Below are 19553 nucleotides of genomic sequence, written 5' to 3' on the forward strand. Positions count from 1 at the left end.
TCTTGCCTAGCCCAATGGACAACGCCTTGCCCATAAGGTGCTCACCCCGGAATTTTCCTTCGCGCTAGCGAACGCTTTTATCGTATCGCCACCGAATCAATTCGGTTATTCGCTTATATCCCCCGAATAAAATTCAGGGGGCTTTAAGCATCACGCTCGTAAGCCCTGGTGATGTCGGACGGTCTAGAAGGAACGGGGTCACCGCGATCGCTGCCTAGGCAGCGATCGCGGTGTTATTCTGGATTAACCCGTTATTCTGTGCCATTAAACCGGTGGATCTAGCAGCGTGCTACCAATTACTAGGACTGGAGTGGGGTTCGCCCTTGCCCGAAATCAAGGCGGCCTATCGTCGATTGGCGCGTCAGTATCACCCCGATATGCATCCCCACAATCCTACGGCGGTGCAGGCTCAGTTTGTGGCCTTGACCCACGCCTATGAACAGCTACTCCAAGCCCAGTCATTACCCGGCATCACCGCCTTTCCGGCTGCATCGGAGCAGGATCAACAGCTTAAACGCCAGGCCTACCGCAATTTACAACCCCTGTTGCGCAAAGGACGGTTTGCGCGGGCGGTGGCGTTGATCGAAGGCTTGGCGATTCGGCTGCCGGATGATCCAGAAGTGCGGCAATGGCAAGCGATCGCCTATTACCAATGGGGAAAATCCTTGATCGACCAAGGCCACGCCACCAAAGCGAAAATCTACCTCCGCAAAGCCCTCCGCACCGACCCCCACAACCGCACCCTCTGGGCCGAAGTGGAACACCAAGTCCACCGCCTCGCCCAAGTGCGCTAAGGGCTTAAGACTTTACATCCCCGTTTAAGGTGCTCGGATCAATCCCTAACTCGCGTAACTTAGCAAAGGCGCGATCGCGCTGCTGTTGTGCTTTGTCCCGCTGCTGTTGTGCTTCGTCTCGCTCTGCTAAGATGTCCCCCGGATCTTTGAACGGTTCCCCATCGGGATAGAACACCGCCAACCCCTCCGCCGCTGACCAGGTGAATTGAATACCCAACAGCGGCGATGACCACGGCAGAGTCAGGGGCATAATGCTCTCAAAATCATCGTCAACGCTAGAGCGCACATAGCCCATAAAATCGGGCAAATCAGGATTGTAGAGATAAAACTCTAATACCCCATACTCACGATAAAAATCGAGTTTTTTTAGCATTTCCAGAGCCGTATTACTCGGCGACAGAATTTCAAACACCACCTGCGGCGCAATTCCCGCTTCTTCCCATTGTTTATAGCTGCCGCGCCGACCGGGGGGACGGTCTAAGGCGACCAAAACATCCGGGGCTTGACAGGGAACCGGCGGCTCGGTCACTCGGACGGGATACCAAAGCAGATCGCCCGCGACGAAGGCGGTGCGATCGCGCAATAAATACTTCAGATTCGCCACTAGCCGAACAATCCAATCATACTGAAGCGTATTTTCAGCCATCGGTTGACCATCCGAATCAGGGTATAAGACTTGAAGCGATCGTGGCGCTTGAACCATAATGCTCACCAACGACAATGTATGCCACTCATTATAATTAACCCAACCCTCACACCCTCGGAGGCTCGATGCAATCATCCCCTGAATCCATGATTTACCACGGCCAATTTGGCGAATTTACGATCACCGACCATGACCGGCGCGAAGTGATCCTGTATCGAGCTGGGTTAACCGTGGCGGCGCTGAGTTTCGCCCTCGGTACGTTGTTGGTCTGTCTCCAAGCCCCCAGCCCTGGGCTATGGCAGATCGTGACGCTGCTCTTTGCTCTGTTTACGGCGGGGTTGGGGGTGAGCTTGTGGTTTATTCATATTTATCTGCGCCCCTTACATCGGGCATTACAGGCATTTTGGGCTATTGGCACGATCGCCAGTGGTGCGATCGCCCTCACCCAACCCGAACTCCTCCCCCTTGCCCTCTACTATCACCCGATCCTGATCCTCGGTGTGGGCTTCACCTTCGCCGCCCTCACCGGAATTTACTTCAAAGAAGCCTTTTGCTTTAACCGCTTGGAAACGAAAATCTTAACGCCCCTCGTCCCGATCCTGCTTCTGGGTCATCTTTGGGGTGGCCTATCCGTGGGAGTGGAACAGGGTTTATTAATCACCTGGGCGGTGTGCTTCCTGGTCTTCAGTGGACGGAAAGTGGTGCAGGCGATTCCCCCCGATCTTGGGGATAAATCCGTTTTTGCAGAACTCCAACGCCAAGCCCAGGCCCGTAGTGCATTCAATTCGGGTCAATGAAAACGCCGGTCTTAACCTAATCAAAATAAGTCATGGTTATCCTGGGGTTATTCGGCGTTGAGACTTTCCTCTCTTGCCCAAGTTCAACCGATCGCACCTCAAAATACCAGAGGTCAGAGGGTCAAGGCTGCCATGATCTTGAGCCATGCAGATCAGCCATTGCGTCGGGGAACAAGGGCGATGAATGGCGAAGTGTGATCGTCGAGGTTGCAACGGGGGCATCGAATCCATTGGTTTCTAAAAGTCTGACATGACGTTGTGCGATCGCAATTGAGGAGTACGTTCCCTGGTGTCTGTTGTCTCGTCCCGCCGTTTTCGTGGTTCCACCGTGCCCTACGGGTTCCTCCAGAGCCTCCATTTAGCCGCAACGGTCGATCAATTGCCGCTCGATGGCTTTTGCATCCCCATCACCACCAGCGGTCGTGATGTGGCCCAATCCCTCCATCTCCATCCCCAGCGTCCGGGGGTTATCCTCCTGCGGGATCAGAACTTTGTGGGCATGATTTCCCGGCGGCGTTTTTGGGAACAAATGAGTCGCCCCTACAGTTTGGAACTCTTTTCGCAGCGACCGATTCAGCATTTATATCAGTTCATTCAGTCCAAACCATTACGCTTACCCGGTTCCACGTTGATTGTGGATGCCGCATGGCAAGCTCTACAGCGATCGCCCGATCATCTTTATGAACCGCTCATTATTGAACTTGAGCCGAACAGCTATCGCCTGCTCGACATCCATCACCTCCTAATTGCCGACTCTTATATCCACCAACTGACGATTCAACTGCTGCAAGAGTCATCCCAACAGCTAGCCCAAGCCAACGAAAAATTCAAAACCCTCGCCACTCGCGACGGATTAACCGGGATTAGCAATCGGCGGCAGTTTGATGAATCATTATTGTTGTTGTGGACGATGGCCACCGATCATCAGCACCCCATCACCCTGCTTTTGATGGATGTGGATTTTTTTAAGGCTTTTAACGACCACTATGGCCACCTGGCCGGCGATGATGCTCTGCGTCAGGTGGCCCAAACGATTCAGCAAACGGTGCAAGATCCTAACGCGGTGGTGGCTCGCTATGGGGGGGAAGAGTTTGCGGTGATTTTGCCCCAGTGCGATCGCACCTTGGCGATCGCCATCGCCCAACAGATCCAAGCCCAGATCACCACCTTAGCTCTGCCCCATGCCGCGTCACCCGTTACCCCCCACATCACCCTGAGCATGGGACTCATGACCCTCTGTCCCTGTGTCCACAACACCCCTCAGCATCTAATTGCTGGCGCAGATCAAGCCCTCTACCACGCCAAACAGCAAGGGCGAAATCGTTATCTATACAAACAAGACTGGGTATGAATCGGGACGTGCGATCGCACTCTCCCGCAACGAACACCCCAACACCCCCAAGCACCCCGAATTCGTACAGATAACCTTGCCATGGTCAAGTGGTGCATGGGCTAAGCTTACAAGGCTAAAAACCGACAGTCCTGGAAGCATTTAAGGGTAAACAGGCAGCGTAATGAGTGGACGGATTGCCTGCGTCATCCAATCTAACGATTTGGTCGCCTCGGAAGACTTGAATGTGAACGGGTTAGTCTGGGAGCGGCATCGGGCTGAGTCGATAGTGAAGCGGGTTTGTCTCCTGCGCCTTGGACTAACTACCGTGGGGCACACGGAAAGTGTCAAGTCTGCTCATCGACTCATCAAGTATGAGTAGAAAGATTTTTCAATCGAGCATCAACGTAGAGCTTCGCTCTCCTGATCGCATCTGTTCGGCTGAAAGCGCAGGGGACAGCGACCGCACAGCCCATCTTGTCATTTGCCCACACGGAATAGAAAATTTGACCATTTTCGTCACTTTGGTCTACCTCTAGTCGCCATCCCCGGTAAGTAAACGACCAAATGATATGAGGGAAATCAGGGTTCAAGATCATATCATAACTCGATTGGATAATCATTATTAAATGGCTCCACCTCACTGAGGTAGAGCTGTGTATACGCCCTCAAGCCAAACTACCTGGAGCCGTCGCAGTGCTCCGCCTATACTGAGAAGCGGTTAGGGGGTGGTGAAGCGGCGCACGACAGAGTCAGATTGGCTTGAGGGATTGAAGACAATAGTGTAGACCCGGTATTACTTAGGCCGCTGCCAGATTTTGAGCGGCAAAATCCCAATTCACTAGGCTATCTAAGAAGACTCCAATGTACTCAGGACGCTTGTTCTGGTAATCCAAGTAGTAAGCATGCTCCCAAACATCCATAGTCATTAGAGGAATCTGTTCACTGATGAGGGGGTTCTCAGCATTGAGCGTTTTCGTTACTTTGAGAGTGCCATTGTCCAAGACTAACCAGGCCCAGCCACTGCCGAATTGACTGGCTCCGGCAGATTTGAACGCTTCTACAAATTTCTCAAAGCTGCCAAAATCAGTCTCGATTTTTCTAGCCAAAGTGCCTGTGGGCATACCACCCCCTTGTGGTTTCATGCTGTTCCAATAAAAGGTGTGGTTCCACGCTTGCGCAGCATTGTTAAACAGCCCACTTTTTTCAGCATCGCCTGCAATTGCTTTGATCACATCTTCAATCGGCTTGTTGTCTAGATCGGTTCCTTGAACGGCAGTATTGAACTTACTGACGTAAGCGGCATGATGTTTATCGTGGTGGAACTCTAAGGTGCTCTTTGAGATGTAAGGCTCAAGGGCGGTGTAGTCGTAGGGTAAAATGGGAAGCTCGTAAGACATAATTTTTTGGTTCTCTCTCAACAAAATGAATATTCTGCCTATGGACAAGCAGAACTGAGATGTAGTCAGCGGTTCAAGCAATGAATTTATGCAGCATTCAATGATGCAATAGCCTAAAATCATAAGTCTGAGCCTGCGATTAACACAGCCTCAAGCTATCAAATCATCGCAAGAAAATCTATACCCCTAGGAGGCATCTGTTGAGCTAGCGATCGCAATTCATAGTTGCACAGAACCCCAGTTAAGTCGTGACATCTAGCCATGAATTATACGAATTTTCCCGATCTAATCATGTGGATAAAAACTTAATCAAAATTTTATTTGAAATGTGGATGAAAGATGTCCATTAGACCCGACTGCTTACCCACAAATTGATCTTATCCCCAATCTATCCCAATCCTAAGTCAATGAAAAATCAAGCTCTCATCTTCAGCCCCTCTCCCCCACTGGGATGCTTTCCTGTTACTGGGTTTCAGGCTTCCATCGGTATCTTATTTTTACTGAAATTTTTACGAATGTAAAGCGTAAAGCCCCCGTTTTCCAAACGGGGGATATAAGCGAAGGGCTGAATTTATTCAGCCGTGATACCGAGGTATCATAGCAACCATGAAAACGCTCAAGTTCAAGCTCTACCAGCATAAGCGGAATAGATACCTCAAGCGGACAATCAATGCCGCAGGGCGTATCTACAACCATTGTGTTGCCCTCCACAAACGGTACTACCGAATGTGGGGCAAGCACTTGAACTGCGCCCGACTGCAAAACACATCGCCAAGCTTCGGAAACGGAACCCCTGGTGGTTGCAGGTGGGTTCTCAAGCCGTACAGGATATCTGCCAACGGATTGAGAAAGCCTATCAACTCCTCTTCAAGCACAACAAAAAAGGACGTTCGCCCGCCAAACTTTAAGAAGACCCGAAAGTACAAATCCTTCACCCTCAAGCAGGCTGGGTACAAATTCCTCGGTGGCAACCGGGTCAGGATTGGGAACAAAGTCTATCAATATTGGCACTCTCGCCCCATTGAGGGCAAGGTCAAGACCGTGACGATATAACGAACTCCCTTGGGAGAGCTGTTCATGATTGTCACGGTAGATACCCTGTCAGAACCCCAAGTCAAAACCGAGACAGGTAACATTGCTGGTTTTGATTTTGGACTTAAGACCTTCTTGACCTGTTCTGAGGGATTCAAGATTGATGCCCCCTTGTTCTTCAAGCAGTCACTTAACTCGGTTCGCAAAGCGAGTCGAGAGTTGTCCCGTAAGCAAAAGGGTTCAGCGAATCGAGAACGTGCCCGATTGAACTTAGCCCGAAAGCATGAAGATATTGCCCATCGACGGCGGGACTGGTTTTGGAAGTTAGCCCATCAACTGACGAATCAGTTTGATGTGCTGTGTTTTGAAACCTTGAACCTCAAGGCGATGCAGCGGCTTTGGGGGCGTAAGGTGAGTGATTTGGCGTTTCGGGAGTTTCTGCAAATCCTGGAGTGGGTGGCGACGAAGAAGGGGAAGCGGGTGGTCTATGTTGACCGCTGGTTCCCTTCGAGCAAGACCTGTTCAAGTTGTGGTCATATTTTGGAGCATCTGGATTTAGAGACTCGCCATTGGCGGTGTCCCAGTTGCTCGACAGAGAATGACCGGGATGAGAATGCGGCGATGAATATTAAAGTGGCTGGGGCTTCAGCCATTGGGTTAGGTGATGTCAGACAGGCGTTGCCTGCTATTGCTGTTTGATCCCAGAATCCCCCGTTTTCTAAACGGGGGAGTAAGTCAATGAAACTGCTATATCTTTGATCACGACCTAGAAATCACTATTTAGCAAAGTCGATACGATGGAACCTCTCAATCAGTTTGACCTCACCCAACCCGGTCGGCCCATGCCCACCGAGGCTGAACGGGCCGCCCATCGCCAGGCTGCCCGCCACCAAGCCCGCTTTGATGGGTATGAACAACTGACCGAACTTTGTCGGATTGGGGAAGTGGCGATGGCGACCCACCTGGCCGAGCGGCATTCAGGTTGGGGCTATGAAATCGTTGATGGTACTGTGATGGAAAGACTCCCACCCGATGAAACACGAGTGTTATGACCACGATTACCCTCACCCTTGAGCATTTGACCCGCCTTGATTTGGGGCCGGTGCAGACTGCGATCGCACCCCTCCTCGCCGACCCCCTCCCCACCGACCCCGACCCCCTCCGCTTCACCATCGAGATCCCCCGCGACCCCACCGACCCCCGCGAACTGTCTGAACTCCCGGAAGTGCGGCTCTGGTTTATCCGCCTCGATGCCGTCTATCCCTGGCTGCCCTATTATCTTGACTGGACAAGCGAACTGGCCCGCTACACCGCCATGCTCGTCCCCCATCAATTCAGCCGCACCGAAGGCATCCAGTTCAACCCCGAAGCCCTCGAAATCTTCATCATGGCGAAAGTCTTTGCTGTCCATCGCTGGCTCCAGGCCCACCACATCAGCCAAACCGGCAAGCTCCGCGCCATGACCCAAACCCTTGGTTACGATCTAGACAGTCGCTTTTTTGAACAGCTTGGCTAATGGTTGCGCCCAATCCCTACCAGATTCTGCAAATTTCCGCCGATGCCACCGCCGCCGAGGTGAAGCAGGCCTACCGTCGCCTGGCGAAACAATTTCACCCCGACAGTCAAAATAATACGGCGAGCCATGAACAGATTGTGGCGTTGAATGCCGCCTATGAGGTGTTGAGTGATCCGGAGCGTCGCCAATCCTACGATCGCCAACGGGAGGATCGCCGCAATCGCCGCGTCGATCGCACCGCCGCCGCCCAGGATATCTACAACCGGGATCATCGCGATCGCCAACGCCACACCGGTGAACTCTCCCGCTGGCTCCAGCGCATCTATGCCCCCGTGGATCGGATCATCACCCAAATCATTAGCCCCCTCAATGATCAGATTGACGACCTCGCCGCCGATCCCTTTGATGATGAGTTGATGGACAATTTCCTGCTGTATATCGAAGACTGTCGCGCCGCCCTAGAGCAAGCCCAAACCCTCTTTCGCTCCCAACCCAATCCCCCTCAAGCGGCAGCCACGGCGACCCATCTGTACTATTGTCTGAATCATTTGGGGGATGGACTGCTGGAGTTGGAATGGTTTACGAGTAACTACGACCATAATTATTTGCACACGGGCCAGGAGTTTTTTCGCATCGCCCGTCATTTCCGCCAAGAAGCGGCGGGACGCTTGCCCCTCTGATGCCCGATCCAATGCGCCTCCTTCACCTACAATGGAGCGGTGTTAATCCCATGGAGGTTGGGCGATCATGGTGGATTTCGTTAGCCTTGAACAGGGCAGCACAGTCAACGGATCGGATACAATCACGCCATTAACTGGGTTAACAGTATGAACGGTTTCCCTTGTGTCTTGGTGGTGACAACTAACCTCTCCTTGAGTCAGCAGATTGAGCGTGACCTAACGATGGCTGGGTATGGCGTGATCAGTAGCGAAACCTTGAATGCCCTAGAGCAACAGGTTGCCGCGATCGCACCAGCATTAGTGGTGATTGATCAAGGCGAGTTTGGCGAGGTGGGTTTACAGCTTTGTCGGCAGCTCCGCAATCAGGGAAATCGTTTTCCGATTTTGTTGTTGATGACATCAGAACGGTTAGCAGATCGCGTCGCTTGTCTCGAAGCCGGAGGCGATGACTATATTGTGGCTCCCTATCAGGGCGATCGCTTCCTCTCCCAAGTGCGGTTTTATCTACAACCCCCCCGCGAAAGTGATGAACAACTGCGGTTTGGCGATCTCGTCCTTGACCTCAGCACCCGCCGCGCCATTCGCAATGGCCGCGAGTTTGACCTCACCATGAAAGAATTTGAACTCTTGAAATATCTAATGCTGCATCCCCGTGAGGTGGTTACCCGTGAGCAGATTCTCGAAAATGTCTGGGGCTATGACTTTATGGGGGAATCCAACGTAATTGAAGTGTATATTCGCTACCTCCGCCTCAAAATTGAAGACGAGGGCGAAAAGCGATTGATCCAAACGGTGCGGGGTGTGGGCTATGTGCTGCGGGAACCCTAGGGATCTTCCGCAATTGTTCGGTGGGCAATGGGGCAAGAAACTCTTTACTATTGATCCTATGTCGGATGATGAGTCGCTCTGGTGAATCACAGACAGATTCGACGGTGGGATGTCATCGCCTGGGGATGCTTGTTTTTTCGTGATCCTTGAACAACACTTTTTCTATGATGCGGGTCAAGCACATTTCACATCGTTGGTATTGGGTGATCATTGTCGTGATCGGTTTTGGCTTAGGGAGTTGTGCAACACCGACGGAACCGAGTACATCAGACCCTTCATCACGCACGGAATCCCAGGTAATTACTGACCTTAGTTCCTCTTCTCAAATTTTGCCCATCGAAGCGATCGCCACCGTTCCCAGCAAAAACATCGAGCTACAACTAGAAGTGGCTCGGACTCCTGCGCAGCAGTCCCTCGGCTTGATGAATCGGGAGTTAGACAGCTTGCCGGAAGACCAAGGGATGTTGTTCCCTTTCGACCCGCCGCGGCCGGTGACGTTCTGGATGAAAAATGTTCAGATCAACCTGGATATGATTTTTCTGCGGGAGGGGGTTGTGGTGGCGATCGCTGCCGATGTGCCCCCCTGTACGAGCGATCCTTGCCCAACCTATGGCCCGCCAGTGGTGGTGGATCAGGTGATCGAAGTGCGGGGCGGCCAGTCCCAAAAGATGGGCTTAGCCGTGGGCGATCGCATAACGTTAGAATTTTTGCAAAACTAATCGTTCAAACTTCCCACAACAGTGTAAAATCAGCTACACTATCGAATCAAATGCTCCGATCCGTTCATTAGAATTGCAAATTTTGTCGCGTCTCCCAAGGGTTTTCGGCGTTAAACCATACCCTTTATTGATCAGGCTCAACAAGATCAAATTCCATGCCATCGGAGAATAGCTGCAACCCACTCCGAGCCATAGTTGGTGTCAGTGTTTCGGTCTGAGATTTAAGCCTTGGGCGGATTGTTTAGCAATCGGCGCTTAAATCTGAGCACCATGCGGTTAGATCGAGGAGCACAGGCAACTCGTTGACAGCGTTGCGGGGTCAATCCCCGCTAGAATCGCCATTCATTCAATCCCTGGAGTGGACAGATCAGGCACTGGCCCTTCGGGTTGAGGATAGTTTCGATAGTCATTCACAATCAACAGCAGCACAATTTAAAGCAATCCATAAGGAGGTGATACTACTCATGCACACAGGAACCTACGCCCGTTTAATTAAATTCTTACACGATGAGTTGTCGTTATCAAAAGATTCCATTGCGATCGCTCAACGGTCGTTTGAGAAAAATCCGGGTTCATTCCCGATGATTCTCTGGCAATACGGTCTTGTGACCCTCGAACAACTCGATCGCATTTTTGATTGGCTTGATAGTTCCCCCAACACTAGTAATTCTTGAACGATGGTTTTCTTTCCAGATCCCACAAATCGCTCACAATCTAGACAACAGCAAGCTTGACAACGGGAGAGGGACTACCTTTCCCGTTGTTTGTTGAGACCGGGCGAGACCCGGATCACCGTTGGACTCCATCACAACCGATCATGGGCTGAAAGTCTCCAGACTCAGAATCTGAAGCAGGGTAATAGAATAAAAGCGGACTTGTGAACCTGTGGAGTTGCCATGATTGAGAATCGACTCGATGAAATTTGTGCGATCGCCCGTGAAGTGGCGTGGGGTGCGGCGAATGTGTTGCGATCGTTCTATCGTGGCGAAACCGACCTGAACATCAAAGACAAAAAAGGCGACCCCGTCACCGCCGCAGACATGGCCGCCAATCGCTATATCCTCGACAATTTTGCCGCCAAGTTTAGCGGCGAACCCTTCGGCTACCTCAGCGAAGAAACCTACGACCTGGAAAAGATGGAGGCATTCCCCCAAGATTGGGTCTGGATTATTGACCCCCTCGATGGAACGCGAGATTTTATTGAAAAAACCGGCCAATATGCCGTCCATATTGCCCTCACTTATCAAGGTCGCCCCCAAATCGGCATCGTCGTCATCCCTGAAACCGATAAACTCTACTACGCGATCAAGGGCCAAGGCACCAAAGTCGAACGCTCCGACGGGACGACCACCCCGATTACGGCCTCACCCCGAAACCGGATTGAAGACCTCGTTTTGGTAGCCAGTTGGAGCCATCGCAATCCCCGCCTCAATCTGATGTTGGAGCGGATTCCGTTCAGCGATCGCAAATTCGTCGGCAGCGTCGGCTGCAAAGTCTCCACCATCCTCGAACAAGACACCGATGTCTACATTTCCCTCTCCGGAAAATCCGCCCCCAAAGATTGGGACTTTGCCGCCCCAGAATTAATCCTCACCGAAGCCGGCGGTCAATTCACCAGCTTTGAAGGCAAAACCCTCCTGTACAACCAAGGCGATGTCAACCAGTGGGGCGGACTCATGGCCAGCAATGGCCCCTGTCACACTGATCTCTATACCCTCGCCTCCAAACTGCTCACCGAGATCGACGCAGAACTCGCAGCCGCTGAATAACCGATCCCCCTCACCCTCAGTCCCTCTCCCCGCAAGGGCGAGGGACTTTGACCATTTGCTCCTTCCTTTACGAGCGTGATGCGTAAAGCCCCCTGAATTTTATTCGGGGGATATAAGCGAATAACCGAATTGATTCGGTGGCGATACAATAAAAGCGTTCGCTAGCGCGAAGTAAAATTCCGGGGTGAGCACCTTATGGGCAGGGCGTTGTCCATTGGGCTAGGCAAGATAAGACGAGCTACGCCTGCAATTGCTGTCTGAACCCAGAATCCTCCGTCATTTATGCGGGGGAGTACGTCAATTCCCAATTGGCAGCAGGATCTAAGGGATGGGGGCTGACAGATACACCTGAGATACACCCGATTAAATCTGACGAAACCAAGTCGGATGAATCGTAACCACTTCAATCATCTTGGTCTCCACACCCAGCTTTAAATCTTTCAACAAGATGCACAGTTGTTCGCCATCAATGAGATCTAATGCGGGCGCACCATCGCGGGTTGCCTCTTGCTTGGCCGCAGAGGTGAATGTTCCTGTTGTGACGAATAATCCTCTGTCGGTGCGCCCTACCATTGCCCCCCGAAAATCGCGAATCGCTGAAGCCCCCACAGAACCGGCATAACGTTTGCATTGAAAAAAGACCGGGAAGCTTAACATCGCCATTTTTAACACCCCAATTCCATCAATTCCCCCGTCTCCTGTTTTCCCGGTCACCTCCACTTTGATAAAGCCCGATTGACGTAAAACTCTCTGACAGAGACGCTCAAAAGCATCGGGAGCCATGGTTTTTAACTCTGCTAGTAGATGCTCAATCCAGACATTCGACTCTACGGGAATATCTGCTCGATTATTCCACTGAATTTCAGGATCAAGATTTGCATCTGCATCAGATTGGCTGCCCCGATCTGCGGGATTTTCACATTGGGTAGATGAGGGGGAATCGGATGCTTTCAGTTTTTCAGTCACAAATCGCTTGATTTGAGTTTGGTTGATGGTCTGTAGGGCTTGACCTTTGGGGGTTAACGCCCAAACGCCGCGACTCACATTTTCAACGGCTTCATAATGTTTGAGGTAGGTTCTGGCCCAGGCTAAACGATAGGCGATTTCTGTTTGGGGGCCATCTTTGTGGAGAACGGATTGCTGGGCTTCACTGAAGTGGCCGGATGCGCAGACGCGATCATAAATTTCTTGAATCGTACCAGACTCACCCAATTGTTTGAGGACTGTCAGGGTTGGTTCAAAAAAATGGTCAAAGGGTGGAATGAGAGAATCTGAAGACATAGGAGACGAAGGGAATTTCAAGTTGGATTTTATCGGATTTGAGTCTGGATTATCGTTTGGCGATCGCCCGATCGCGCAGCGTAATAATCCCCAGCGTCACCACCACCACGCCCAACACCTGCACCCAGGTCAACGATTCCCCGATCGCAACCCAGGCCAAAATCAGCGTTAACGTCGGATTACTCGATCCAATCAGCGCGGCTTGATTAGCGCCAATTTGCCGAATCCCCAAATTTTGCAACACATGGCCTGCTAAGGTTGCCAGGGCAGAAATCAAACTACCGATCCATAACCCCTGCCAGGCGATATCCGGGGGTAAATCGAGGGTGAAGGGCAACAAGATCGCAGCGAAAATGAGAGTGATCGCGAAACTGAGCCAGGTGAAGGGGATGGGGTGCAACGCTTGGAAACTTTGTTGCCCGACGAGGCTATAGCCCGCATAGGCAAGGCCCGCCGCCACCCCGCAGATCATGCCAATGCCTTGCTGGGGAGCGGCGTTGATGCCACTAGGGGATAGGGTGAGGGCTGTGCCGCCTAACATCATCACCATCACCACTATTTGCAAGCGGGTGGGGGCTTGCTGGCCGAGGAGGGTGGTGAGGATTAGGGTGAAGAGGGGATAGAGAAAAAAGAGAATCAGGGCGATGCCGGTGGGAATCAAACCAATGGAAATGTAGAGCAGGGCTAGATAGAGAAACATGAGGCTGCCGCCCGCGATCGCTTTTTTCAAGAGGGGGCGGTTTTGGCGGTGGCGGAGTTGGGCGATCGCCCCCCACAGGGGCGGATAAAGCCGCAATGACACCACACTCAGCACCGGCACCACCCACACCATCCGCAACGCCAACAGCAAAAACGAATTCGCCAAAGACGGCTCCACAAACCCGCCCACCCCCTCCCAACCAAACACCGAGGAGGTATTAAACAAAATTCGCACCGTCACATTTTGAGCGCAGAAACAGAGAGCGGCGAGCAGTACAATGCTAATCCCAGACATGATGATCAAATTTCCCGTAGTGGCAAGTCAACAGGGTTTCACTTTAGCTTGATTTTCACCGCAGCATCTCAAGGAGTGAAATTCACCATCAAAAATCCTAGGCTGATTTAAAAAAGATGCACGCTAATAAATGTTGAGCTAGCTACCGCAAGCAAGCCAATCATAATCCCTTGACAGATTCGTAAATTTTGACCTCCTCGCAGCAAGAAAAAGAGGGTATATAAATCAATAAAGGTGCGGGGATAGTTAAACACATAGTCCAAAATATACATACTACTCATCACAACCACCGCACCGTACCCCACCGTTCCCAACAGCACGAACTTATTCACTTCAAGCTTGATGATTGCGATAATCAAGCTAACCAAAATTAAGAGACATAACACCCCAAACATATAGCCATCAAACCCATTTTTCAAATCAAAATCTAGACTAAAAAAGGATTTAATTTTCGCTGAAATGCCAAAAAATGGCGCAACAAAATTTGTAGTAGTGCCTGGAATAGTTTGGCTATTAAATCGTGTGAGCACGTAACCATTCCATAACACACTTGGTATAATTGCCGGCAAGAAATAACGCCAATCTGCTTGGCGAGAATCCCAAACACTGACCCCCATCAGCGTCAACCAAATTAATAGAGATGTTTCGCGGGTGAGGCAGGCTAGCATGATCGCAACGGCAGACCATTGGGGCTTTTTAATACTGTAGGTGTAGAGAGCGATCGCCATCAGCACGGTATTCAATCCATCAGCCGTTGAAAAAGCCAACACAATCCAAAGTCCTGGAATACTCAAGACACCCAAAGCGGGCCAAATTTGCTGCTGCCATGTTTCTAAATATCGACCCAAAACCCATACTAAAATAGGGATCGAGAGAATATTAATTAAAACCATCATATAGGGGATAAGCTGTGCATTTCCCAACCCCAAAATATAGCTCAAGAGTGGATAGAAGATGCGACGATAGCGAAATGGCGGATCATCGAGAGCAGCGATGGAATCGGGATTTTGGAGGAAGGGATCGAGGGCGATCGTGAAGAAGAGTTGACCATCGTAGCCGAATTCATCGAATTGGTATGTTGTTTCAGGATTGGCATAGGGGGAGAGCGGTAAAACATTGCCGATCCGCATGAAGCTGGTGATGTTGTGATCAAACCGAATGAAGACTGCGATCGCGATCGCTAGGGCAACGAAAAACGCAATGATCGTATATTTCCAAACTGGATGTTTAAATAAAAGCATTAACTATACTGAATTTTTAACTAGCAAAAGATATTCAGGAATGTCCGACCAGAAAAAACAAACTTGATGCCAAAAGTCCCCCCATCATAGTCCCTTGAATATATCGAACTTTTGATATACCTGAAATCCAAAAAAATAGAATGTAAAGGTCGATAAAAGTGCGCGGGTAATTAAAAAAGTAATCTAATATGTTAATGCTGCTCATGATAAAAACCATGCTGTAGAGCGAGATGCTAATCAGAATTAGGCGGTTCTGTTTGACATCTAGCAAACTCAGTTTTATCCCCACTCCAATTATTAAAATCAATAACATAAAACAATACAGATCATAGATAGATTTTGGGTTTAGTCCTGAATTTAGAAGAGTCGTTAGCTTTTCCATGATTCCCATCAATGGAATCGTGAAACTATCGGTTGCGCCGGGGATTTGAGTTGCCGCAAATCGAGTTAAAACGGCATAGTTCCACAATATCATTGGAATTAAGGCGGGGATACTGTAGCGCAAATCTTGATATTTTCGATTCCATCCGCTGGTGATGAGCCAAGCAATACCGATGAGCAGTGAAGTTTCACGGGTTAAGGTTGCAAGGGTCAGGGCAAGGGCAGCCCAAATCGGGCGTTTGAGATGATAGTTGTAGATTACTAAACTGATCAGCATAGTATTGAATAGATCAGCCGTGGAAAACACAAGACTAATCCAAACACCGGGAATACTGAGAATTCCCAATGCTGGCCAGGTTGGTAGAGTGTGGCGATTGAGAACATCACTAATGCACCAGATGATGACAACAATCGCAAGGCTATTGATGAGCACCATGACATAGGGAATAATCGCAGAATTGCCAAATCCTAAACTATAACTGAGGAGGGGATAGAAGATGCGACGATAGCGAAAGGGTGGGTTATCGAGGGCAGCAATGGAAGCAGGATTATTGAGGAAGGGATCGAGGGCAAGGGTGAGGAATTGTTGACCATCGTAGCCTAATTCATTGGGGATAATTGTGGTGGTTTCGGGGTCGAGATAGGGGGAGAGGGGGAGAATTGAGCCAATGCGAAAAAAGCCGGTGATGTTACTGTCAAACTTGAACCAATAGAGGAGAAGAGTGGTACAGATGACAACGATCGCGGCAATCAAACTATTCCGTTGCGGTGCAGTTAACGCACAAAGCCAAGGATGGGCGCGGGTCATGAATGATTTGGGAGAGGCTGAATATCTTCCTTGGCATACCGTATTTTTGTTCGGGCTGTCAATAGAGTGAGGGGGGCGATCGCAGGGTCTCTGGCAGAATTAACGCCATAATAGAAGGGATGTTGTGAGCAAGGGAAGAGGCAAGATGATTGGCGCGATCGCAGGAGATATTATTGGCTCGGTGTACGAATGGAATAATATCAAAACGAAAGAATTTCCGCTGTTTAGTCCACAGTGTTTTTTCACTGATGATACGGTTTTAACGGTGGCGCTGGCCGATTCAATTTTAACGGGGACGAGCTACGTTGAAAATTTAAAACAGTTTTTCCAATGGTATCCCGATCGCGGTTATGGAAATCGGTTTCACCACTGGGCCAGTCAGGCGAATCCGCAGCCCTATTACAGTTGGGGAAATGGGGCAGCGATGCGGATTAGTCCGGTGGGCTATGCCTATGATGACCTCGAAACCGTATTAACAAAAGCGGCAGAGTTTACCGCCGTTACCCACAATCACCCCGAAGGGATTAAAGGCGGCCAGGCCACGGCGGCGGCGATTTTTTTGGGGCGCATGGGTCAGTCTAAATTAGAGATCAAGACCTACATTGAATCACAATTTGGCTATGATTTAAGCCGATCCGTGGATGACATTCGCCCCACCTATGCGTTTACGGAATCATCCCAAGAGACTGTGCCCCAAGCGATTCGGGCTTGGTTTGAGGCAACGGATTTTGAAGATGCGGTGCGGACGGCGGTGTCCTTGGGGGGAGATTCGGATACCTTAACCTGCATTACGGGGGGAATTGCCCAGGGGTTTTATGGCGGGGTTCCGACGGCGATCGCAACTCAGGTTTATGCCCATTTGGATGACCGTTTAGCCAGAATTACCCGTGATTTTATGGCGATGGTTGAGAGGCAGCACGGTGGTTAGGTATCGAGGCGCATGGCGGTATCAATGCGGTCTTGGGAGAGGAAGGCGCGATCGCTCGGTAACGGGGCAACGGGTTCCGTGAGGGTGAAGTCTCCGGCGGTGATCCATTGTTTGAGTTCTTCGGCGACCCGTTGCGATCGGTATAAACTCGCCAGGGGCGCGGTGCGCACGGTTTGGCCTTCGATGCTGATCCGGCCACTTTTTAACTGTGCATAGGAGACGAGGCCAAAGGTAGGACGTACCCGACGCGGAATCGAAAAATCCATCACCGGTGCAACGATCGCATCATCCTGCACCGCACAGCGTGCCACCACCGCCTCATTCAACACCGGCATCGGCACACCCACCCCCAACATGATCGACGGGCCGTAATGCTTGAAATAGCAGCCCCGCACCCAGTCCGGCGACATCTGTTTGGCATCACCGATCAAGGCTACAGTGGCGGCGGGGCCGATGGGGGTGCGGTTTTCGAGGCGTTTTTGTAAGGGAAAATGTTGCGTGCCTTCCCAGGCCACATAGCCCACACCGCCACCGAGGAAAATTTTAGTGCCAATCCCCACCACGGTTAAATCCGGGTCATTCAACAAAGGAGACATCGCGCCGGGATTGGAATAGACGGCATTGCCAAGGGTGGGTTGCAGCACCCCCAGATAGGTGTAGAGGGGGCGATCGCTCCCATTCACTCCCACGATAAAGTTTTGATATAAATTACGCGGATTAAACAAATAAAACTGATTGATCGCCTCCGCCCGAATCGACGTATCCAACGACGCACGGGGATAACAATCGGTCACATGACCCGTCGCCCGCAATGGCACAGATTTACCCGCGATCAACGCCTCAATCACATGACCACCGCCCCGCTCTTGCGCTTCACCGTCCGGGGGAATTTCCTGGGGCATCGTCGCCCCCAAATATAAATCCACCGCCCCCAATCCCGCATACACCGGCACATCATCGAGCCAACAGTGACGAATTTTAATCGGTGGATCGGTATGGCCAATATTGAGCATCGCCCCGGTGGACTCCATCGGCTCAAACGTGCCCGTGGTGATCACGTCCACCGTTGCGGCAATGTCGGCGATGGACTCGGTGAGGGCCCGTTGCTTCACTTCGGTGACGGTGAGGGCGATCGCCGTTTTCTGGACAATCTTGGCATTGATTTCGGTAATTGTGCGCTGCACACCCATCCCCGTTTTGCTCCTCTGCGTTTCTACAATGGTCGTGGTTTGTAGAAGTATACCCGCTCAAAACTATTGACATTATTTTTGCTCGCTAACCGTTGGGCCCGCCGAAAAAAGTTCACCGTTTCATCTTTGACCCAACCATATTGAATTGCCAATAACTCTAGGGCGATCGGTTCAATGCTTTGGTCTTGAATTAACTGATCGATTTGGTCGTCATTTAATAGCCCTGAAACTTGTAAATATTCTGTCAAATTATAGGATCGCTTCTGTTTTAACCATTGCGGTAACTCCACCAGAAAAAAGCGAACCGTTTGGGGATTGACCCAACCCTGCTGCACAATCAATTCCCCAAAGCGTTGGGACGGTGCTTGACCTTGTTTTTCAAGCAAAAATTCGACTTGATCCATCGAGAGTAACCCTGCTTCATGGAGCAATAACCCCAAGGGTTTTTTATAGCGATACTGATTAAATTTTTGTTGCGTGGCGAGCCAAAACATCGGCAAAATGTCGAATAAGTAGCGTTTCCACAGCCGCCGAGGTTCTGCCCAGAGACGATACAGCCACTCTAAGCCCCACCGACTCATGTTACGGGGGGCACGGCGAGTTACGCCCGCCTCAAAATCAATCGTCGCCCCGATCGCAAGGAAAATTTTAATCTGGGAGAGGCGATCGCGATATTTATAAATCCATTTTTCCTGCTTGGGTGCGCCGACTCCAACGGCCAGCACATTCGCATCGGTGGCTTGAATAATATCGAGAATTTTTTCGCATTCCTCAAGATTCCGTTCAAAGCCAAAGGAGGGGGAATGGACACCCACCACTAATTCTCGTCCGACTTTCTGGTTGATGCGCTCCTGGGCTTGTTGGGCCACGCCTTCCCGGGAGCCGAGGAGGAAAACACGAATGTCTGGATCGTCTTTGTAATATTCATAAAAGGCAGGAAAAAAATCTGAACCGGAAATTTTTTCTTGAATGCGTTTCCCTAAAAATAACGAAATCCACATTAATATTTGACTGTCACAAATAACATAGTCAGCGGTTTGATAGACGTGGAAAAATTCAGGATCATGTTGAAGTTTGATAAGGTGATCTACGTTGGGGGTAATGATAAATCCCCCTTGTTTGATCTGCCGGAGCAAGTTCTTTAAGGAAATATTATCAATGGAGATATTAAGAATATCAAATTTGGTCATGAGGCAGCCTAGGACGATACCAAGGAGTG

General features: G+C 50.6%; 20 protein-coding genes and 2 pseudogenes. 13 read left to right on the forward strand and 9 right to left on the reverse strand.

All coding sequences use genetic code 11. The features are described from left to right. Positions 1–272: 272 nt before the first annotated feature. Positions 273–794 carry a J domain-containing protein gene (locus SPI6313_RS19155; RefSeq protein WP_072623238.1) on the forward strand — a complete coding sequence of 174 codons (522 nt, stop codon included), beginning with the start codon at positions 273–275 and terminating at the stop codon, positions 792–794. A 4-nt stretch (positions 795–798) separates the two neighbouring features. Here the strand turns inward: SPI6313_RS19155 and SPI6313_RS19160 are convergent, their stop codons facing one another. Beyond that, positions 799–1497, reverse strand: coding sequence for a Uma2 family endonuclease (locus tag SPI6313_RS19160; protein ID WP_072622434.1), 699 nt, complete (start codon positions 1495–1497; stop codon positions 799–801). 68 nt (positions 1498–1565) lie between these two features. Here SPI6313_RS19160 and SPI6313_RS19165 point away from each other — a divergent pair, with 68 nt between their 5' ends. The 3 genes and pseudogenes from SPI6313_RS19165 to SPI6313_RS25225 form a co-directional block, all read left to right on the forward strand. Further along, the gene (locus tag SPI6313_RS19165; protein WP_072622435.1) at positions 1566–2237 is read left to right on the forward strand and encodes a DUF2301 domain-containing membrane protein; all 672 of its coding nucleotides are present in this window, start codon (positions 1566–1568) and stop codon (positions 2235–2237) included. Between the two features lie 289 nt (positions 2238–2526). Further along, positions 2527–3588, forward strand: a complete 1062-nt coding sequence (locus SPI6313_RS19170) for a diguanylate cyclase domain-containing protein (protein WP_072622436.1) — start codon at positions 2527–2529, stop codon at positions 3586–3588. A gap of 108 nt (positions 3589–3696) precedes the next feature. Further along, positions 3697–3856 (forward strand): annotated as a pseudogene (locus SPI6313_RS25225) (RNA-guided endonuclease TnpB family protein); the annotation flags it as partial. Between the two features lie 511 nt (positions 3857–4367). On the opposite strand, the gene SPI6313_RS19180 reads toward SPI6313_RS25225, so the two are convergent. Beyond that, positions 4368–4967, reverse strand: a complete 600-nt coding sequence (locus SPI6313_RS19180) for a superoxide dismutase (protein WP_072623239.1) — start codon at positions 4965–4967, stop codon at positions 4368–4370. A gap of 462 nt (positions 4968–5429) precedes the next feature. Continuing rightward, entirely contained in the window at positions 5430–5663 is a 234-nt protein-coding gene (locus tag SPI6313_RS23725) for a hypothetical protein (RefSeq protein WP_175551023.1), read from the reverse strand. On the opposite strand from SPI6313_RS23725, the pseudogene SPI6313_RS25230 reads away from it, so the two are divergent. The 8 genes and pseudogenes from SPI6313_RS25230 (at position 5574) to SPI6313_RS19220 (ending at position 11511) form a co-directional block, all read left to right on the forward strand. Next, a pseudogene (locus SPI6313_RS25230) lies at positions 5574–6698 on the forward strand (RNA-guided endonuclease InsQ/TnpB family protein). The gene SPI6313_RS23725 and the pseudogene SPI6313_RS25230 overlap by 90 nt on opposite strands. Before the next feature lie 98 nt (positions 6699–6796). Beyond that, positions 6797–7051, forward strand: a complete 255-nt coding sequence (locus SPI6313_RS19190) for a hypothetical protein (protein ID WP_072622438.1) — start codon at positions 6797–6799, stop codon at positions 7049–7051. Next, on the forward strand, positions 7048–7515 hold the full coding sequence (locus SPI6313_RS19195; RefSeq protein ID WP_072622439.1) for a CRR6 family NdhI maturation factor: 468 nt from the start codon (positions 7048–7050) through the stop codon (positions 7513–7515). The genes SPI6313_RS19190 and SPI6313_RS19195 overlap by 4 nt, the downstream gene beginning before the upstream one ends. After that, a complete protein-coding gene (locus tag SPI6313_RS19200; protein ID WP_072622440.1) occupies positions 7515–8195 on the forward strand; it encodes a J domain-containing protein in 681 nt (226 codons plus the stop codon). Before SPI6313_RS19195 ends, SPI6313_RS19200 begins: the two co-directional genes overlap by 1 nt. Before the next feature lie 147 nt (positions 8196–8342). Next, the gene (nblR, locus tag SPI6313_RS19205; RefSeq protein ID WP_072622441.1) at positions 8343–9023 is read left to right on the forward strand and encodes a response regulator transcription factor NblR; all 681 of its coding nucleotides are present in this window, start codon (positions 8343–8345) and stop codon (positions 9021–9023) included. Between the two features lie 164 nt (positions 9024–9187). Beyond that, positions 9188–9742 carry a DUF192 domain-containing protein gene (locus tag SPI6313_RS19210; protein ID WP_217650674.1) on the forward strand — a complete coding sequence of 185 codons (555 nt, stop codon included), beginning with the start codon at positions 9188–9190 and terminating at the stop codon, positions 9740–9742. Between the two features lie 464 nt (positions 9743–10206). Next, positions 10207–10416 (forward strand): DUF2949 domain-containing protein, encoded by a 210-nt coding sequence (locus tag SPI6313_RS19215; protein WP_072622442.1) that lies wholly within the window; start codon positions 10207–10209, stop codon positions 10414–10416. A gap of 222 nt (positions 10417–10638) precedes the next feature. Further along, positions 10639–11511 (forward strand): 3'(2'),5'-bisphosphate nucleotidase CysQ family protein, encoded by an 873-nt coding sequence (locus SPI6313_RS19220; protein WP_072622443.1) that lies wholly within the window; start codon positions 10639–10641, stop codon positions 11509–11511. 363 nt (positions 11512–11874) lie between these two features. On the opposite strand, the gene SPI6313_RS19225 is transcribed toward SPI6313_RS19220, so the two are convergent. From SPI6313_RS19225 to SPI6313_RS19240, 4 genes are all read right to left on the reverse strand, one after another. After that, positions 11875–12792 carry a restriction endonuclease gene (locus SPI6313_RS19225; RefSeq protein WP_072622444.1) on the reverse strand — a complete coding sequence of 306 codons (918 nt, stop codon included), beginning with the start codon at positions 12790–12792 and terminating at the stop codon, positions 11875–11877. Between the two features lie 49 nt (positions 12793–12841). After that, a complete protein-coding gene (locus SPI6313_RS19230; protein WP_072622445.1) occupies positions 12842–13786 on the reverse strand; it encodes a DMT family transporter in 945 nt (314 codons plus the stop codon). Positions 13787–13893: 107 nt separating this feature from the next. Next, positions 13894–15027 carry an AZOBR_p60025 family cell surface glycopolymer formation protein gene (locus SPI6313_RS19235; RefSeq protein WP_072622446.1) on the reverse strand — a complete coding sequence of 378 codons (1134 nt, stop codon included), beginning with the start codon at positions 15025–15027 and terminating at the stop codon, positions 13894–13896. Positions 15028–15061: 34 nt separating this feature from the next. Beyond that, positions 15062–16216, reverse strand: coding sequence for an AZOBR_p60025 family cell surface glycopolymer formation protein (locus SPI6313_RS19240; protein ID WP_072622447.1), 1155 nt, complete (start codon positions 16214–16216; stop codon positions 15062–15064). Between the two features lie 145 nt (positions 16217–16361). On the opposite strand from SPI6313_RS19240, the gene SPI6313_RS19245 reads away from it, so the two are divergent. After that, complete coding sequence (locus SPI6313_RS19245) at positions 16362–17144, forward strand: ADP-ribosylglycohydrolase family protein (protein WP_072622448.1); 783 nt, start codon at positions 16362–16364, stop codon at positions 17142–17144. Here SPI6313_RS19245 and SPI6313_RS19250 read toward each other — a convergent pair. Both SPI6313_RS19250 and SPI6313_RS19255 read right to left on the reverse strand, forming a co-directional pair. Next, positions 17141–18328: a homocysteine biosynthesis protein gene (locus SPI6313_RS19250; RefSeq protein WP_217650676.1), complete on the reverse strand. Its 1188-nt coding sequence runs from the start codon at positions 18326–18328 to the stop codon at positions 17141–17143. The genes SPI6313_RS19245 and SPI6313_RS19250 overlap by 4 nt on opposite strands. Before the next feature lie 29 nt (positions 18329–18357). Further along, entirely contained in the window at positions 18358–19524 is a 1167-nt protein-coding gene (locus SPI6313_RS19255) for a WecB/TagA/CpsF family glycosyltransferase (RefSeq protein ID WP_072622450.1), read from the reverse strand. Positions 19525–19553: the final 29 nt, after the last annotated feature.

This window comes from Spirulina major PCC 6313, assembly GCF_001890765.1.
Taxonomy (GTDB): Bacteria; Cyanobacteriota; Cyanobacteriia; order Cyanobacteriales; family Spirulinaceae; genus Spirulina; species Spirulina major.

Excerpts from the sequence above, each read along its gene's own strand:
- SPI6313_RS19235 (WP_072622446.1), bottom strand. The coding sequence starts at position 15,027 with ATGCTTTTATTTAAACATCCAGTTTGGAAATATACGATCATTGCGTTT.
- SPI6313_RS19245 (WP_072622448.1), top strand. The coding sequence starts at position 16,362 with ATGATTGGCGCGATCGCAGGAGATATTATTGGCTCGGTGTACGAATGG.
- SPI6313_RS19190 (WP_072622438.1), top strand. The coding sequence starts at position 6,797 with ATGGAACCTCTCAATCAGTTTGACCTCACCCAACCCGGTCGGCCCATG.
- SPI6313_RS19210 (WP_217650674.1), top strand. The coding sequence starts at position 9,188 with ATGATGCGGGTCAAGCACATTTCACATCGTTGGTATTGGGTGATCATT.
- SPI6313_RS19220 (WP_072622443.1), top strand. The coding sequence starts at position 10,639 with ATGATTGAGAATCGACTCGATGAAATTTGTGCGATCGCCCGTGAAGTG.
- SPI6313_RS19215 (WP_072622442.1), top strand. The coding sequence starts at position 10,207 with ATGCACACAGGAACCTACGCCCGTTTAATTAAATTCTTACACGATGAG.
- SPI6313_RS19225 (WP_072622444.1), bottom strand. The coding sequence starts at position 12,792 with ATGTCTTCAGATTCTCTCATTCCACCCTTTGACCATTTTTTTGAACCA.
- SPI6313_RS19160 (WP_072622434.1), bottom strand. The coding sequence starts at position 1,497 with ATGGTTCAAGCGCCACGATCGCTTCAAGTCTTATACCCTGATTCGGAT.
- nblR (WP_072622441.1), top strand. The coding sequence starts at position 8,343 with ATGAACGGTTTCCCTTGTGTCTTGGTGGTGACAACTAACCTCTCCTTG.
- SPI6313_RS19165 (WP_072622435.1), top strand. The coding sequence starts at position 1,566 with ATGCAATCATCCCCTGAATCCATGATTTACCACGGCCAATTTGGCGAA.
- SPI6313_RS19180 (WP_072623239.1), bottom strand. The coding sequence starts at position 4,967 with ATGTCTTACGAGCTTCCCATTTTACCCTACGACTACACCGCCCTTGAG.
- SPI6313_RS19240 (WP_072622447.1), bottom strand. The coding sequence starts at position 16,216 with ATGACCCGCGCCCATCCTTGGCTTTGTGCGTTAACTGCACCGCAACGG.
- SPI6313_RS23725 (WP_175551023.1), bottom strand. The coding sequence starts at position 5,663 with ATGGTTGTAGATACGCCCTGCGGCATTGATTGTCCGCTTGAGGTATCT.
- SPI6313_RS19230 (WP_072622445.1), bottom strand. The coding sequence starts at position 13,786 with ATGTCTGGGATTAGCATTGTACTGCTCGCCGCTCTCTGTTTCTGCGCT.
- SPI6313_RS19255 (WP_072622450.1), bottom strand. The coding sequence starts at position 19,524 with ATGACCAAATTTGATATTCTTAATATCTCCATTGATAATATTTCCTTA.
- SPI6313_RS19200 (WP_072622440.1), top strand. The coding sequence starts at position 7,515 with ATGGTTGCGCCCAATCCCTACCAGATTCTGCAAATTTCCGCCGATGCC.
- SPI6313_RS19195 (WP_072622439.1), top strand. The coding sequence starts at position 7,048 with ATGACCACGATTACCCTCACCCTTGAGCATTTGACCCGCCTTGATTTG.